The following is a 14556-nucleotide window of genomic DNA, read 5'->3' on the forward strand; positions in this document are numbered from 1 at the left end:
CTCGTTCGTCAGGAGCGGGACTTTAGCGCAGTCCCCGCAGCAAGAGGAGCCCGCCCAAAAGAAAACGGCCGGGTTTCCCCGGCCGTTTCTGGCAGTACGGTCTTCGCGAACGTCAGAACTTGTAGCGGAAACCCAGCTGCAGCGACCACTGCGACACGCCAGTATTGAATCCGTCCGCATCGCCATTGGCGACCGTCGGCGCGTCCGGCGTGTTGAAGTTGTACACGTACCTTCCATTGTAGATGCCGCTGACAGAGGCAACGCGCTGGTTGGCGAAGAAGCCGTAATCGTAGATGTGGCCCCAGTCCTCGTTCAGCAGATTGCCGACGTTCTGGATGTCTAGCCACAGCTCGGACTTGTGCCCCTTGAAGAAGCCCGGCAGCTCCTGGGAAATACGGATGTCGAAGGTATTGACCCAGGAAGCACGGCCGGAATTCTGCGGCGCGTAGCTGCCCGCGTAGCGGCCCAGCTGCGGGTTCTTGGCCAGCCAGTCGAAGAAGCGCTGCTCCATCGCAGGATCGGCCGTGAAGACGCCGCCGCTGCTCAGGGTGCCGAACAGCACGTCGCCCGGACCGGACGGCACGTAGAACAGATCGTTGGCCGAGCGGTTGTCGCCGTTGGCGTCGTTGAAATAGACGTAGCTGAAGGGACGACCGGTACGACCTTCGTACACCAGGCCCACTTCGGTCTTGTAGTCACCGAAGAAATTGTGGCGCCAGTTGAGCGTGCCCAGGAAGCGGTCCCGGATCTCGTAACGCGAGGTCGCCAGTTCCTCGGCGTTGGCGTCGAACTGGTAGGTGTAGTTCCAGCCCGAGGTCGCCGTGGAACTGGTGAGACCCGCCACTTCCTTCGCATTGGTATAGGTGTAGGCCAGGCTCCAGGACCAGTCGCTATCCGAAGTCCAGGGCCTGTCCAGACCGACCGTCAGCTGCTCGGTGTGCCCCTTGTCGGTGGTGTCGAGCAACAGCACCGAGTCGAAGCGGCGATCACGGTTCGCGCGGTTGTTGCTGGAGCTCCACGAACGGCCCACGTTGGAGGCGGCGTAGAACAGGTCGCGGCCATCCGGGCCCTGGAGCGTGGGAGCGCCCAGGTTGAGATTGCGGTAGAACAGCGCGCTTTCCACCTGGGTCAGCAGCAGTTCTGCCGACGCTACGATACCGTGCCAAGGCAGCTCATGCTCGAACGCCAGGTTGGCCTTCCACACGGAGGGCTGCTCGAAATCGGCAGCGACGAAGTTGACATTCTGTAGCGCGGCCGAGGGGTTGGTCGGCACCGGCTGGTTCAGACCGTCGCCACTGAACGGCAGATCCTCCCAGTTTTCAGCCGAGTTGAGGCGCTGCGAGTACTGGATATAGTTGAAACCGGTCGTGTTGTAGGCGTTGCTCAACCAAACTTGGGGAGACTCGCCCTGGAACAGGCCGAAACCACCTCGCAGCTGCGTCGGACGATCGCTGTCGAAGGTGTAATTGAAGCCGAAGCGCGGCTGCACCAGCCAATCGCCGGACAACACCTTGCTGTTGTCGTAGCCGAAGACCTGCTCGGCCAATGCGTTGTACTGCGGCACCTTGTTGACATCGGGCTTGTCGGCGCGCAGACCAAAGGTCAGCGTCAGGTTGTTGTTGACGTACCACTGGTCCTGCACAAAGACGCCATAGCTTTTGTACTTGTAGGCGGCGGCGACGGAGTCGAAGCCTTGGCCAGGCTGCGGCGTACGCAGGGAGTAGGTGCTCCAGCGGCCCTGCTCAAAGTTGTCCAGACCCCAGAACTCGTACACACCGTACAGCTGGGGGCCATAGATGTTGTAGATGTCGTTGGTGCTGTAGTCCACACCGAACTTGACGTCGTGATTGCCCAAGGTCAGCGTGCCGGCACCGAAGACGTTCCAGGTCTCGGTGAACAGCTGGTTCTGGTGCGAATTGACTTCGGTGCCCAGCCACAGGGAGTCACCTGCCAGCGCGTCTTCCGTACCACCGAAATAGATGCGGACGCTCGGGGCGCTGGTGGGGGTCTCGCGTACCGCAGAGTAGTCGCGGTAGGAAACCTTGAACTCAGTGGAAAAGTTGTCGGTCCAATCACTGAAAAGCTGGCCGACATAGCTCTCGACCGACTTCACGTGTTGGTACCAGTACGAGCTCAACGACACCTGGCTGCTGTTGATGCCGTTGACGCGCAGCTTGCTCTGCTCGAGATTGCTGTAACGGAAGCTGGCGCGGTGATCGTCGGTAATGTTCCAGTCCAGCTTCAGCGCGTACTCTTCGAGATCCGTATCACCCGAGCTCTCCAGGCCACCAGCGTCAATACCGTAACCTTGAGCGATCTGCTGGGCGCGCGTGATGTCGTCCATGTCAATGACCGCGTTGGGCTTGCCGAGTGCGCTGCCCGCAATGTCCGCGCCGGGCGCTTCCTGCGTGAACTTTTCGTAGTTGGCGAAGAAGAACAGCTTGTCCTTTAGTAGCGGGCCGCCGAACGTAGCGCCGTAAGTCTGTTCCTTGGTGAAACCGTTGAACTTGGCGCCAGCGGGGTCGTCGCCGAACCATTCGCCGTCGCGGTAGGTGCCGTAGACCGAGCCATGGAACTCGTTAGTACCCGACTTCGTCACCGCGTCGACCACGGCACCCGTCGCACCCGTGATGGTCACGTCGTAGCTCGCCAGATCAATATTGATGGCTTCGATGGCATCCATTGCCACCGGCTGGCGGCGCGTCGGCATATTGTTGCCTTCCAGGCCGAAGGTATCGCTGGCCGACACGCCGTCGATGCGGATGGCGTTGTAACGCGGATTCTGGCCGCCGGCACTGATACCGCCCTCTGCGCGGTTCACATAGGCCACGCGCGGATCCAGGCGCATGAGGTCCTGAATGTTGCCGTTGATGGACGGCAACGCCTCGATCGTCTGACGGTCGACGTTGGTGCCCGCTCCCATCTTCGTGGCACTGAAAACTTCCGAACCTCCGGCGAAGCCGATCGCCGTCACGGTCTCGAGCGTCGTCATGTCGCCTGTCAGCGCGGCATTGACGGTGCCGACCTGGTTGACGCTCAGATATATGTTGTCTTCGGTCTTCGTGCCCGCACCGGCCTTGGTCACGGTGATCTGGTACGGACCGCCCACGCGCAGGCCGCGTGCGTTGTAGCGACCGCTGGCGTCGGTGGTGGCGCGGCTGACCGTACCGGATTCGACGTGGGTGATGGTCACCTCGGCGCCGGCGACGGGCTGGCCGCCATTGTCGGTAACCAGGCCGCCCACACCGGCCGAAGTGCTCTGCGCAAAGGCAGGCGCGGCGGCGAGTGCGACGACGAGGCCAAGGCTGAGCTTGGACAGGCGAAGACGACGGGATTGGTTCATCGGATAAACCTCGGTACGGGAGTGATGTGGCGAAGCTGGCTGACGAGACGTGCGGAACCACCCGGTGGGGACGGTTCTGAAGGGCGTGCTAGGGGTTCCCATGGCCCACGCGGCGTCCGCGGAGGTTAATAACAGGTTAACACGATAGGACCATTTTGTGACCGCGGCATGACAAAGTTCCGCGACGCAACATGACCGCTGTGCACCGTTCGCAGCCGCTCTGGAAGCCGGATCTGGCGCCTGTTGTCTTGGCCGCCGATCAGATGTTGGGGGGCGTCAGCTTGAGGTAGGTCCCCACCCCGTCCAGCACCATTTGCACGGAGATGGCGACAAGAAGCATGCCCATTAGGCGCTCGATCGCCGTCAGTACGCTCCTGCCCAGCCATTTGTAGAGCACCGTGGCGGAAATGAGGATGGCCGCCGTGGCCGCCCAGGCGATCAGCAGGGCCAGGCTCCAGTCTCCCAGCCGGTCCGGCTCGGAGCTGCCCATCAGCATGACGGCGGCCATGCCGGAGGGGCCGGCGACCAGCGGGATGGCCAGCGGCACGATGAAGGGTTCACCGCCGGGCGTCTCGCCCATCAGGCCTTCGGGGCGCGGGAAGATCATCCGCACGCCGATCAGGAACAGCACGATGCCGCCGGCGATGGCCACCGATTCCTGGCGCAGGTGCATCAGGTCCAGGGCGTACTTGCCGCACCAGAGAAACAGCATCAGCACGGCGAGCGCGATCAGCAGTTCCCGGACCACTACGATGCGCTGCCGGCGCGTCGGCAGCGGCTTCAGCACGCTGAGGAACACCGGGATGTTGCCCAGCGGATCGAGGATCAGGAACAGCAGCATCGCCGCCGAGAGGATGGTCATGCGCGCACTTTCCAGACCTGGCCGCGATGGATGGCACCCGCAGATGACAACAAGGTGACGCAGGCATCGGCGTAATCGGCCGCCTCGCGCGCCTGCAGGTCGTTGTCGTCCGCATAGGCCCGCGATCTCAGGCCGGTCCGCATCGGGCCCGGCTGCAGCGCAGAAACGCGGACGGACGACGAGCCCAGTTCGGCATGCAGCATGCCCACCATCGCGGCAAGGCCATGCTGGGCGATGCCGTAGGCGCCCCAGTAGGGCTGGCTGACCCGTTCCAGATCGTCCAGTGCGAACACCAGCGCCGCGTCCGCCGACTGCCGCAGCAGCGGCAGGCAGGCCTGGGACAGCCACCATGGCGCCGTCAGGTTGATATGAATGACGCGCGCGAACGCAGCCGGGTCGGTGTGCTCGAGCGGCGTGAGTCCTTTGAACTCCACGGCACAATGGAGCACGCCGTCCAGATGGCCGAGCTCCGCGCGCAGGCGTTCGGCAAGTTCCGCGTAATCGTCGGGGGGGGCGCCTTCCAGGTCGAGCGGATACAGCAGGGGCTCCGCACCGGCCTGCGCCACCGCGTCGTACACGCGATTCAACTTCGGCAGCTTGCGGCCCAGCAGCACCATCGTGGCGCCCGCGCGAGCGCAGGCGACGGCCGCCGCACTGCCCAATCCGCCGTGCGCACCGCTGACCAGGATGACGCGCTGGTCCAGCGCGTGCGGCGCGCGGGTAGGCAGGCCAACCAGGCTCACGGCGACAGCGCCTCGGCGACGATGCGCTGCAGTTCACCGGACTCGTGCAGTTCCAGGGTGATGTCGCAGCCGCCGATCAGTTCGCCGTTGATGAAGAGCTGCGGGAACGTGGGCCAGTTGGAGTAACGCGGCAGGTTGGCGCGGATCTCCGGCTCTTCCAGCACGTTGATCGTGTACAGGTGCTCGGCGCCCGCATCGCGCAGTGCCTGCACCGCGCGGCTGGAGAAGCCGCACATCGGGAACTGCGGCGTGCCCTTCATGAAAAGGACGATCGGGTGGCCATCCACTTCGGCCTGGATGCGTTCCATCACCGGCATGCTGATTTCTCCTTCCTTGACGGTTTGGCAACCACCGTCGGGTACACTTTCGGTCCGCTCCGCAGGCCTCGCCGGCGGATTGCCCATTGTAAGCCCTGGCATCGCTCTGACGATGCCCGGCATGCCTCTTGCCCCGCCTAGCACAAGGAAACCGAGCCATGGCCATCGAACTGCCCCCCCTGCCCTACGACCGCACCGCCCTGGAACCGCACATCTCCGGCGAGACCATCGACTTCCACTACGGCAAGCACCACAAGACCTATGTGGACAACCTCAACAAGCTGATCGAAGGCACCGAGTTCGCCGATGCGTCGCTGGAAGAGATCGTGCGCAAGTCGCAGGGCGGCATGTTCAACAACGCCGCGCAGGTCTGGAACCACACCTTCTACTGGAACTGCCTCAAGCCCAATGGCGGCGGCGAGCCGACCGGCAAGCTGGCCGAACTGATCAACAAGACCTTCGGCGATTTCGCCAAGTTCAAGGAAGAGTTCACCAAGACCGCCATCGGCACCTTCGGCTCCGGCTGGGGCTGGCTGGTGCAGCGCCCGGACGGTTCGCTGGCGCTGGTCAGCACCTCCAATGCCGCCACCCCGCTGACCGGCGAGGACAAGCCGCTACTGACGATCGACGTGTGGGAGCACGCCTACTACATCGATTACCGTAATGCGCGCCCGAAGTACGTCGAGTCCTTCTGGGCCTTGGTCAACTGGGCCTTCGTGGCCGGCAACCTGCGCTGATCGCAGGCGCCCGCACCACGCGCAAACGGCCGGGGAAACCCGGCCGTTTCCGTTTCGCGACGCTGGCTGCCGGATGAATCCCGGCCACCCTGGTGTCAACACGCACTGCGATGCAGGCGTTCCCCGAGCGTGGTCCCACCCGAGGAGAACACCATGGCACTGCGTTACGGATTGGCTGGATCCCTGCTCCCCGCCCTGCTCGCGATGTCGGCGACCGCCGAAGCTGCGCCACGCGATCGCGACAACAACCCACCCGGACCGGTAGGTGGTCCAGGCACCAACTGGGAGAATCCGCCGGGCTGGAAGGGCGGTCCCGGCGCGTCGCCCGACCGGCGCTGGTACCGCCACGGCGGGAAGCGCTCCGAGTTCGTCGTCGTCAAGCACGGTTACTACTTCAACCCGCCGTATGGGTACTGGCACCCGCGCTACGGCCTGTGGAACCAGGCCAGGCGCTGCTGGTTCGACCTCGACCACAACCCGCCGGGACCGCGCGGTGGCCGCGGTACCAACTGGGAGAATCCTCCGGGCCCCAGGGGCGGGCCGGGCGCGTCACCGGACAGGTTCGGGCGTTGCCGCTGAGGCGCGGCATCGCGCAATGCAGAACGGCCGGGTGATCCGGCCGTTCTTCGCTTCAGGCAGTCGCCGACGTCAGGCCGTGAGCCGCGCGACGACCGGCGCGACCTGCGCCTGCCGCCCAAGGGCGACACCGACGCGTGCCAGCGCATGGGCGAGCGCTACGGCATCGTCGGCCCGCAGCGTGGCGTGGCCGACCTTGCGTCCGGCGCGCGGTTCCTTGCCATAGTCGTGCCAGTGGCCACCGGCCTCCTGCAGGACAGACGCGGCATCAGGCATCTCGCCGATCCAGTTCAACATGCAGGCATGGCCCAGCGCGCGCGTCTCGCCGAGCGGGAGGCCCAGCACGGCGCGCAGGTGGTTCTGGAACTGCGAGGTTTCCGCGCCCTCGATGGTCCAGTGGCCCGAGTTGTGCACGCGTGGTGCCATCTCGTTGGCGAGCAGCTCGCCGTCCCGATAGAACAGCTCCAGCGCGAACACACCCACGTAGTCGAGCGACTCCGCCAACCTCCGCGCGTGCGCATAGGCCGCTTGGGCCAGTGCAGCATCGACGTGTGCCGGTGCCAGGCTGGCCGACAGTACGCCGTCGACATGCCAGTTTTCGGTCAACGGCCAGGTGCGGAACTCGCCATCGCGGCCACGCACGGCGACAACGGACAGTTCTCGCTCGAACGGAATGAAGGCTTCGACGATCAGGCCCACGGTCCCGGCCTGCGCACCCAGCGCGTGCCAGGCCGTATCCACGTCGGCAAGCGACTTGATGCGGAATTGCCCTTTGCCGTCATAGCCCAGTCGACGCGTCTTGAGGATGCAGGCGCCCCCGAGTCGATCGACTTCGCGACGCAGTACGTCGAGGCTGCCGATATCGGCGAAGGCGCCGACGGGAATCCCCAGTTCGCGGAACAGGCTCTTCTCCACTAGGCGATCCTGCGCCACCGCCAGCGCGCGGGGATTGGGAAACACGGGAACCCGCTGCGCCAGCCACTCCGCGCTCTCCGCGGGCACGTTCTCGAAATCGAAGGTGGCCACGTCGACCTTCGACGCGAACTCGGCCAGGGCCGATTCGTCGCGGTAGTCGCCGACCAGCAGCGGCGCGAACTGGCCCGCACAGGCGTCCGCCGCGGTGTCCATCACCAGGAAGCGCAGGCCCAGTGGCGCGCCGGCGAGCGCCATCATGCGTGCCAGCTGCCCTCCGCCCAGGATGCCGACCGTCGTCATAGTGGCTGACGCGGGTCGTCGTGCGCCATCACGTCATCGGTCTGGCGCGCGCGGAACGCGGCCAGCGCCGCACCGATGGCCGGATATTCCGCCGCCAGCATCGCCGCGGCGAACAGGCCGGCATTGGCGGCACCCGCGTTGCCGATGGCGAACGTGGCCACCGGGATGCCGGCCGGCATCTGCACGATGGACAGCAGCGAATCCATGCCATTGAGCGCCTTCGACTGCACCGGTACGCCGAGCACGGGCACCGCGGTCTTGGCCGCCAGCATGCCGGGCAGGTGGGCCGCGCCGCCGGCGCCGGCGATGATCGCCCGCAGGCCGCGCGGGGCGGCGGCTTCCGCGTACGAGAACAGCACGTCGGGCGTGCGGTGTGCCGACACCACTTTCACCTCGTAGGGCACGCCCAGCGCCTCCAGCTTCTGCGCGGCGTGCTGCATGGTGTCCCAGTCGGAGCGGGAACCCATCACGATGCCCACCACGGGGCTGGATACGCTGGCGGTCATGGCCGTCCTCGGTCGCAAAGACGTATTCTACCCTCCTGACTGAATCACCGATCGAGCCCCCACCTCCATGGACCGCAAACTGCTGGACCTGCTGTGCTGCCCCACCACCCGCCAGCCGCTGGCCGTGCTGGAGACACGCGGGCTGGAAGCGCTGAACCGCGCCATCGCCGCGGGCCAGGTCAAGCGCGCCGACGACGCACCGCAGGCCGAGGCGCTGCGCGAAGCCCTGGTGACGCACGACCGCAAGACCGTCTACCGCGTCGAGGACGGCATTCCCGTCCTGCTCGCCGAGGAAGCGATCGCCACCGCGCAGGTCGACGACTTCCCCGCCCGATGAGCCCGCGTCCGACGCCCCCACCCGCGGACCTCGTGGCCTCGGATGCCGCGCGCGCGCTGGCCGAGGATGTCGGCAGCGGCGATGTCACCGCCGCGCTGCTGCCCGACGCCGCCGACATCGCCTATCTGCTCTGCAAGGAAGACGCCGTTGTCGCGGGCCGCCCGTGGTTCGACGCCTGCCACCGCGCGCTCGATCCAGAGGTGCGCATCGACTGGCGCGTGCAGGACGGCGACCGCGTTCCGGCCGGCACCGTGCTGGCCACCTTGTCGGGCCACACGCGCGCCCTGGTCACCGCCGAACGTACCGCACTGAACTTCCTGCAGACGCTGTCGGGCACGGCCACCACCACGGCCGCGTACGTGGATGCCGTACGTGGTACCGGCTGCACCATCCTCGACACCCGCAAGACCCTGCCCGGCCTGCGCCTGGCGCAGAAGTACGCCGTCCGCTGCGGCGGCGGACAGAACCACCGCATCGGCCTGTACGACGCCGTAATGCTGAAGGAAAACCACGTGCGTGCCGCAGGCTCGCTCACGGCCGCGATCCGTGCGGCCCGCACCGCGCAACCCACGCTGCCACTGATCGTGGAAGTGGAAACCCTGGCGCAGCTGGACGAAGCGCTGGCCGAAGGCTGCGAGCGCATCCTGATCGACGACTTCGATGCCGCGTCGCGTCGTGAAGCGGTCCGTCGCGCCAAGTCCCCGCCTTTCGACGGGCGCATTCCGCTGGAAGTGTCGGGCGGCGTGGACATGACCACGCTCCGCGACATCGCCGCCGACGGCGTGGACTTCGTGTCCATCGGCGGCCTGACCAAGCACGTCCGCGCCATCGACCTGTCGATGAAGCTGGGCCCTGCACCATGAGTCCTGCGTGTCGCCGCTGAGTGCCCTGCTGTGGCTGCTGGCGGCCGGCGCCGGTTTCGCCTACTGGAATGCGGCGCGTGCCGCGGCGGAGCGCGCCGGCGAGCTGGGCCGCAACGCCTGCAAGGCGGCGGGGGTGATCTGGCTGGACCAGAGCGTGCACGCCAACGGCCTGCGCCTGCGCCGCGGCGAGGACGGCTGGCTAGGATTCGAGCGCAGCTTCCGCTTCGAGTACTCGCACGACGGCACCGACCGCCATGTCGGCCGGCTTGTCCTGCGCCAGGGACGGCTGGTGTCGTTCGTGGGCCCGGTGGCGCCGTCGGTTACGCCGCTGGGCCCGCACTGAGAACTCTGCAGCGCCTTCCGGCAGGCGCCAGCCGATCTGGGTTACTTCACCACGCGCAGGAAAGGCGGGCGCTTGCCGCCGGACGGCGGGGTGTGGTCATCGGGCGGGGTATCCGTCGTGGGCGCGTCACCGCCGCTCTCTTCGCCCGTATCGGCATCGTGCGTCACGTCTTCCGGCAGCGCCATGCCCTGCCCCGTCTCGCGCGAGTAGATCGCCAGCACGGCGCTGATGGGCACGTAGACGGGCTGGCTCACCCCCCCGAAGCGCGCGGTGAAACTGACAGCGTCGTTGTCGATCATCAGCCGCACCACCGCACGCTCGGCAATGTTCAGTACCACCTTGCCTTCCTTCACCGCACTCGCCGGCACCTGGACGCCGGCCTGGGTGGCGTCCACCAGCAGGTGCGGGGTCATGCCGTTGTCGGCGATCCATTCGTTCAACGCCCGCAGCAGGTACGGACGGTGGCTGGTCATGCGGGAGGAGGCGTCGGTCATTTCATTTCTCGGCGGCCATCGCGGCGTGGCGGCGCGCGGCCAGGCCCGGCGGGTTCGCCGGTCAGGCCGGGATCTCGCGCAGCTTCCTTTCCGCGTCGGTCAGGCTGCGCAGGAATCCGGGGTGGCGGAAGATGCGGTTGCCGTAGTCGTCGATGGCCTTGCCGTCCTTCGGCAGCGGCACGTCCAGCGACGGCAGGCGCCAGATGATCGGGGCCATCGCGCAATCGGCCAGGCTCATTTCGGGATTGAGGAAGAACTTGCTGGCCTTGAACAGCGGCACGGACGCGGTCAGCAGTTCCTTCAGGCGCTTGCGGCCGGCGTCGGCCTGCTGCTTGTTGCCCAGCTGGATCGCCTGCACCTGCGGCACCCAGTCGTGCTCGATGCGCAGCATCGCCAGCCGCAGGCGCGCACGCGAAAGCGGGTCCACGGGCATCAGCGGCGGATGCGGATAGCGCTCGTCCAGGTACTCGCTGACGACGGACGCGGCGTACAGCACCAGATCGCGCTCCACCAGGGTGGGCACGGAATGGTAGGGATTGAGGTCGATGAGGTCTTCGGGCGGATTCTGCGGGTCCACCGGCACCAGGTCGTAGGTGACGCCCTTGGCGGCGAGCACCAGCCGCACGCGGTGGCACAGCACGTCATCGGTGGAGGAAAACAACGTCAGTGTATTGCGCATACGTGGGCTCGCAGCCATTCACGGCTCTCCGACGACCGGAATCCGCCGATCGCACCGACGCCGCCAGCCCCTTGCTGACGGTCGCCACGTCCCTGAGTGTGCAATCCCCGCCCGGAAAAGCCAAGCAAACCCGGCCGGCTTTGACCCTGCGGGTGCGGGCTGCGGCCCGCACCCGTGGCGTCGGACGCGCGACGTCGTTAGTGGACGTCCTTCCAGTACTCCTGCTTCAGCAGGTAGGCCAGGAACGTCAGCGCGGCCAGGAACAGGATCACCCACACACCGACGCTCTGGCGCTTCAGGGCCGCCGGCTCGCCGACATACTCCAGGAAGTTGGTGATGTCGCGCGCGGTCTGGTCGAACTCCTGCGCGCTCTGGCGGCCGGCCTGCGCCACCTTCAGACCCTCGACGTGGCGTTCGCCGGTGGCCGGATCGACCGGGCCGAATTCGGCGTGCTGCAGGCCCTGCAACTCCCACAGCGGGTTGGGCATGGAAGCGTTGGGAAACAGCTTGTTGTTCCAGCCCAGCGGGCGCGATTCGTCCAGGTAGAAGGACTTCAGGTAGGTGTAGATCCAGTCGCTGCCACGCACGCGCGAGATCACGCTCAGGTCAGGCGGCATCTTGCCGAACCACTTCTCGCCGCCCGCGGCAGGCATGGACACCTGCACCTGCTCGCCGAACTTGGCGCCGGTGAAGTTGAGGTTCTTCATCACCTCGTCTTCGGTCAGGCCCAGGTCCTCGGCCATGCGCGAGTAGCGCATGTACTTCAACGAATGGCAGCCCGCGCAGTAGTTCATGTACAGCTGCGCACCGCGCTGCAGCGAGGCGCGGTCGCTCAGGTCGTTGCCGGCCTGGAGCGTGGCGCCGCCGCCGGCGGCGAACGCGGAGAACGAGATCAGCAACCCGCTGGCGAAGACAGCTAGGCGAGAGGCGAAAGTCTTAGTCATGCGTCGTCACCCGCTCGGGCACTGGCTTGGTCTTGTCGATCTTGGTCCAGATCGGCATGGTCAGGAAGAACAGGAAGTAGAAGCCGGTCAGGAAGCGGCCGACGATCGTTTCCACCGGGTCCGTGCCCGGGCCGGCGCCGATCTTGCCCAGCCAGACGAAGCTGATCGCGAACAGGCCCAGCAGCACCTTGGACATCAGGCCGCGGTAGCGGTAGGACTTCACCTTCGCACGGTCCAGCCACGGCACCAGGAACAGGATCGCGATGGCGCCGAACATCACCAGCACGCCGCCCAGCTTGTCGGGCACCACGCGCAGCATCGCGTAGTAGGGCGTGTAGTACCACACCGGCTTGATGTGCGCCGGCGTGACCAGCTTATTGGCCTCGGTGAAGTTGTCGTGCTCCAGGAACCAGCCGCCCATGGCCGGCGCGAAGAACACGATGAAGGCCGCGATGATCAGGAAGCCGCCGACATAGAAGCCGTCCTTCACCGTGTAGTACGGGTGGAACGGCACGCCGTCGGCCGGCGCGGTGGGCGACCAGCGGTTGCCCTTCGGGCCCTTCTTGATCTCCACGCCGTCGGGGTTGTTCGAACCGACTTCGTGCAGCGCGAAGATGTGCAGCACCACCAGCAGCAGCAGCACCAGCGGCAGCGCGATGACGTGCAGGGCGAAGAAACGGTTCAGCGTGGCGTCGCTGGGCAGGTAGTCGCCCATGATCCACTCGGTCAGGCCGTTGCCGATCACCGGAATGGCGCCGAACAGCGAGATGATGACCTTGGCGCCCCAGAACGACATCTGGCCCCACGGCAGCACGTAGCCCAGGAAGGCTTCGGCCATCAGCACCAGGTAGATCAGCATGCCCAGGATCCACACCAGTTCGCGCGGCTTCTGGTACGAGCCGTACATCAGGCCGCGGAACATGTGGATGTAGACGACGATGAAGAACAGCGAGGCGCCGGTGCTGTGCATGTAGCGGATCAGCCAGCCCCACTCCACGTCGCGCATGATGTACTCGACCGAGGCGAACGCTTCCGCCGCGCTCGGCTTGAAGTGCATCGTCAGGAAGATGCCGGTCAGGATCTGGTTGACCAGCACCACGATCGACAGCACGCCGAAGATGTACCAGATGTTGAAATTCTTGGGCGCGTAGTACTCGCTCATGTGCTTGCGGTACACGGGCATGAAGCCCGGCGCGCGCGCGTTGAACCAGTCCATCACGCCATCGGCGGTACGGGGGAAGATGTTCGCCATGGCTTATGCCCCCTGCGGGTCGAGACCGACGACGATCGTCGTGTCGTTCTCGTAGTAATGCGGCGGCACCACCAGGTTGGTGGGTGCGGGCACGCCCTGGAACACGCGGCCGGCCATGTCGAAGCGCGACTTGTGGCAGGGGCAGAAGTAGCCGCCCTTCCAGTTCGGGTCGTACGGCTCGGGCTTGATCTCGGCGGCCATCTCGGGCGAGCAGCCCAGATGGGTGCACAGGCCGACCAGCACGGAGATCTCCGGCTTCAGCGAGCGCGTCTCACCCTTGATGTAGGCCGGTTGCTGGTCGAGGTTCTCCGACTGCGGGTCGCGAAGGTTCGCGTCCAGCGTGGGCAGCGCGTCGAGCACGGCCTTGGAACGCTTCACGATCCAGATCGGCTGGCCGCGCCATTCCAGGATCAGGCGCTGGCCCTCCTGCAAGCCACTGATGTCGGCGGTCACCGGGGCACCGGCCAGCTTGGCCCGGGCGCTCGGATTCCACGACTTGATAAAAGGCACAGCTGCAATACCGGCACCTACTGCACCCCCCACGGCGGTGGTCGCAGTCAGGAACCGGCGTCGGCCCGTATTCACAGGCCCATTGACCCCATCGATGGCCATCCGGCACTCCGCAAAACAATCAGGTAGCTAAAAAGGCTGCCAAGGCCGCCCCCATGGACCGGTACGGGCCGCAAAAGACGGCAAAGTGTAACGGATGGCTTAATGGGCCGACAACGGCTGCCGCGGAATCAATGGCTTGCGTGCATCCGGGACCGCCTGTCCCCGCTCAGCGTGCGGCGACGGCCTGGCGGTAGCGGTCGGCCAGCACGGCCACCCGCTGCACGTAGCGCTGCGTTTCCTTGTAGGGAGGAACGCCGCCGTGGCGGTCCACGGCGCCTTCGCCCGCGTTGTAGCCGGCAGCGGCCAGGGTGAGGTTGCCGTTGAAGCGCTTCAACAGCCAGGCCAGGTACTGCGCACCACCGCGGATGTTCTGGCCGGCGTTGTAGCTGTCGGTCACCCCGAACCGGCGGGCCGTGGCCGGCATCAGCTGCATCAGCCCCTGGGCGCCCGCATGCGACAGCGCCATCGGGTTGTAGGAGGACTCGGCGTGCATGATGGCGCGCAGGATCGCCTCCTCCACGCCGAACTCGCGCGAGGCCGCGGCGATCTCGGCCTGGTAGGCGGAGGTGTTCAGACGCAGCCGGCCGAAGTCCACGCCCGGGTTGCCACAGGCGAAGCAGGTTTCGATGTAGCTGTACTTGATGGTGCGCAGGCTGGCGACCTGGGTGCCGCCGCGCGGGCGCGTGCTGGTGTAGTGCCGCACGCCGTCCTTGATGTAGGAATAGACCTGCCC

17 protein-coding genes are annotated in these 14556 nt (G+C 66.2%); 5 read left to right on the forward strand and 12 right to left on the reverse strand.

The genetic code is table 11. The features are described from left to right. Nucleotides 1–112 precede the first annotated feature (112 nt). The 4 genes from CSC76_RS13775 to grxD all read right to left on the reverse strand — a co-directional run bounded on the left by CSC76_RS13775 (nucleotide 113) and on the right by grxD (nucleotide 5265). Entirely contained in the window at nucleotides 113–3343 is a 3231-nt protein-coding gene (locus CSC76_RS13775) for a TonB-dependent receptor (protein WP_202923533.1), read from the reverse strand. Between the two features lie 259 nt (nucleotides 3344–3602). Further along, nucleotides 3603–4205 carry a YhgN family NAAT transporter gene (locus tag CSC76_RS13780; protein WP_162110567.1) on the reverse strand — a complete coding sequence of 201 codons (603 nt, stop codon included), beginning with the start codon at nucleotides 4203–4205 and terminating at the stop codon, nucleotides 3603–3605. Beyond that, nucleotides 4202–4948 carry an SDR family NAD(P)-dependent oxidoreductase gene (locus CSC76_RS13785; protein WP_162110568.1) on the reverse strand — a complete coding sequence of 249 codons (747 nt, stop codon included), beginning with the start codon at nucleotides 4946–4948 and terminating at the stop codon, nucleotides 4202–4204. The genes CSC76_RS13780 and CSC76_RS13785 overlap by 4 nt, the downstream gene beginning before the upstream one ends. Continuing rightward, on the reverse strand, nucleotides 4945–5265 hold the full coding sequence (grxD, locus tag CSC76_RS13790) for a Grx4 family monothiol glutaredoxin (protein ID WP_162110569.1): 321 nt from the start codon (nucleotides 5263–5265) through the stop codon (nucleotides 4945–4947). Before grxD ends, CSC76_RS13785 begins: the two co-directional genes overlap by 4 nt. 158 nt (nucleotides 5266–5423) lie before the next feature. Between grxD and sodB the strand changes: the two genes are divergently transcribed. Together sodB and CSC76_RS13800 are read left to right on the forward strand one after the other, a co-directional pair. Continuing rightward, nucleotides 5424–6002: a superoxide dismutase [Fe] gene (gene sodB / locus CSC76_RS13795; RefSeq protein WP_162110570.1), complete on the forward strand. Its 579-nt coding sequence runs from the start codon at nucleotides 5424–5426 to the stop codon at nucleotides 6000–6002. A gap of 153 nt (nucleotides 6003–6155) precedes the next feature. Then, nucleotides 6156–6581: a hypothetical protein gene (locus CSC76_RS13800; protein ID WP_162110571.1), complete on the forward strand. Its 426-nt coding sequence runs from the start codon at nucleotides 6156–6158 to the stop codon at nucleotides 6579–6581. A 69-nt stretch (nucleotides 6582–6650) separates the two neighbouring features. On the opposite strand, the gene CSC76_RS13805 is transcribed toward CSC76_RS13800, so the two are convergent. Together CSC76_RS13805 and purE are read right to left on the reverse strand one after the other, a co-directional pair. Beyond that, a complete protein-coding gene (locus CSC76_RS13805) occupies nucleotides 6651–7793 on the reverse strand; it encodes a 5-(carboxyamino)imidazole ribonucleotide synthase (RefSeq protein WP_162110572.1) in 1143 nt (380 codons plus the stop codon). Continuing rightward, nucleotides 7790–8299, reverse strand: coding sequence for a 5-(carboxyamino)imidazole ribonucleotide mutase (gene purE / locus CSC76_RS13810; RefSeq protein ID WP_162110573.1), 510 nt, complete (start codon nucleotides 8297–8299; stop codon nucleotides 7790–7792). Before purE ends, CSC76_RS13805 begins: the two co-directional genes overlap by 4 nt. A 67-nt stretch (nucleotides 8300–8366) precedes the next feature. Between purE and CSC76_RS13815 the strand changes: the two genes are divergently transcribed. Genes CSC76_RS13815 through CSC76_RS13825 form a run of 3 tightly spaced genes read left to right on the forward strand, consistent with a single transcriptional unit; the run spans nucleotide 8367 to nucleotide 9842 of the window. After that, entirely contained in the window at nucleotides 8367–8636 is a 270-nt protein-coding gene (locus CSC76_RS13815) for a Trm112 family protein (RefSeq protein ID WP_162110574.1), read from the forward strand. Then, nucleotides 8633–9499, forward strand: coding sequence for a carboxylating nicotinate-nucleotide diphosphorylase (gene nadC, locus CSC76_RS13820; protein ID WP_162110575.1), 867 nt, complete (start codon nucleotides 8633–8635; stop codon nucleotides 9497–9499). Before CSC76_RS13815 ends, nadC begins: the two co-directional genes overlap by 4 nt. A gap of 16 nt (nucleotides 9500–9515) precedes the next feature. Then, nucleotides 9516–9842, forward strand: coding sequence for a DUF3301 domain-containing protein (locus tag CSC76_RS13825; RefSeq protein ID WP_162110586.1), 327 nt, complete (start codon nucleotides 9516–9518; stop codon nucleotides 9840–9842). A 41-nt stretch (nucleotides 9843–9883) separates the two neighbouring features. On the opposite strand, the gene CSC76_RS13830 is transcribed toward CSC76_RS13825, so the two are convergent. The 6 genes from CSC76_RS13830 to CSC76_RS13855 form a co-directional block, all read right to left on the reverse strand. After that, nucleotides 9884–10336: a ClpXP protease specificity-enhancing factor gene (locus CSC76_RS13830; protein WP_162110576.1), complete on the reverse strand. Its 453-nt coding sequence runs from the start codon at nucleotides 10334–10336 to the stop codon at nucleotides 9884–9886. A gap of 61 nt (nucleotides 10337–10397) precedes the next feature. Then, the gene (locus tag CSC76_RS13835; protein ID WP_162110577.1) at nucleotides 10398–11033 is read right to left on the reverse strand and encodes a glutathione S-transferase N-terminal domain-containing protein; all 636 of its coding nucleotides are present in this window, start codon (nucleotides 11031–11033) and stop codon (nucleotides 10398–10400) included. A gap of 179 nt (nucleotides 11034–11212) precedes the next feature. Further along, nucleotides 11213–11959 (reverse strand): cytochrome c1, encoded by a 747-nt coding sequence (locus tag CSC76_RS13840; RefSeq protein ID WP_162110578.1) that lies wholly within the window; start codon nucleotides 11957–11959, stop codon nucleotides 11213–11215. After that, the gene (locus CSC76_RS13845) at nucleotides 11952–13211 is read right to left on the reverse strand and encodes a cytochrome b (RefSeq protein WP_162110579.1); all 1260 of its coding nucleotides are present in this window, start codon (nucleotides 13209–13211) and stop codon (nucleotides 11952–11954) included. Before CSC76_RS13845 ends, CSC76_RS13840 begins: the two co-directional genes overlap by 8 nt. 3 nt (nucleotides 13212–13214) lie before the next feature. After that, on the reverse strand, nucleotides 13215–13823 hold the full coding sequence (petA, locus tag CSC76_RS13850) for a ubiquinol-cytochrome c reductase iron-sulfur subunit (RefSeq protein ID WP_162110580.1): 609 nt from the start codon (nucleotides 13821–13823) through the stop codon (nucleotides 13215–13217). 166 nt (nucleotides 13824–13989) lie between these two features. Continuing rightward, the coding region (locus CSC76_RS13855) for a lytic transglycosylase domain-containing protein (RefSeq protein ID WP_162110581.1) at nucleotides 13990–14556 on the reverse strand (567 nt) is incomplete at its 5' end.

The sequence above is a fragment of the Pseudoxanthomonas mexicana genome (assembly GCF_010093385.1).
Taxonomy (GTDB): domain Bacteria; phylum Pseudomonadota; class Gammaproteobacteria; order Xanthomonadales; family Xanthomonadaceae; genus Pseudoxanthomonas_A; species Pseudoxanthomonas_A mexicana.

Excerpts from the sequence above, each read along its gene's own strand:
- CSC76_RS13775 (WP_202923533.1), bottom strand. The coding sequence starts at position 3,343 with ATGAACCAATCCCGTCGTCTTCGCCTGTCCAAGCTCAGCCTTGGCCTC.
- CSC76_RS13780 (WP_162110567.1), bottom strand. The coding sequence starts at position 4,205 with ATGACCATCCTCTCGGCGGCGATGCTGCTGTTCCTGATCCTCGATCCG.
- grxD (WP_162110569.1), bottom strand. The coding sequence starts at position 5,265 with ATGCCGGTGATGGAACGCATCCAGGCCGAAGTGGATGGCCACCCGATC.
- sodB (WP_162110570.1), top strand. The coding sequence starts at position 5,424 with ATGGCCATCGAACTGCCCCCCCTGCCCTACGACCGCACCGCCCTGGAA.
- CSC76_RS13800 (WP_162110571.1), top strand. The coding sequence starts at position 6,156 with ATGGCACTGCGTTACGGATTGGCTGGATCCCTGCTCCCCGCCCTGCTC.
- CSC76_RS13805 (WP_162110572.1), bottom strand. The coding sequence starts at position 7,793 with ATGACGACGGTCGGCATCCTGGGCGGAGGGCAGCTGGCACGCATGATG.
- purE (WP_162110573.1), bottom strand. The coding sequence starts at position 8,299 with ATGACCGCCAGCGTATCCAGCCCCGTGGTGGGCATCGTGATGGGTTCC.
- CSC76_RS13815 (WP_162110574.1), top strand. The coding sequence starts at position 8,367 with ATGGACCGCAAACTGCTGGACCTGCTGTGCTGCCCCACCACCCGCCAG.
- nadC (WP_162110575.1), top strand. The coding sequence starts at position 8,633 with ATGAGCCCGCGTCCGACGCCCCCACCCGCGGACCTCGTGGCCTCGGAT.
- CSC76_RS13830 (WP_162110576.1), bottom strand. The coding sequence starts at position 10,336 with ATGACCGACGCCTCCTCCCGCATGACCAGCCACCGTCCGTACCTGCTG.
- CSC76_RS13835 (WP_162110577.1), bottom strand. The coding sequence starts at position 11,033 with ATGGCTGCGAGCCCACGTATGCGCAATACACTGACGTTGTTTTCCTCC.
- CSC76_RS13840 (WP_162110578.1), bottom strand. The coding sequence starts at position 11,959 with ATGACTAAGACTTTCGCCTCTCGCCTAGCTGTCTTCGCCAGCGGGTTG.
- CSC76_RS13845 (WP_162110579.1), bottom strand. The coding sequence starts at position 13,211 with ATGGCGAACATCTTCCCCCGTACCGCCGATGGCGTGATGGACTGGTTC.
- petA (WP_162110580.1), bottom strand. The coding sequence starts at position 13,823 with ATGGCCATCGATGGGGTCAATGGGCCTGTGAATACGGGCCGACGCCGG.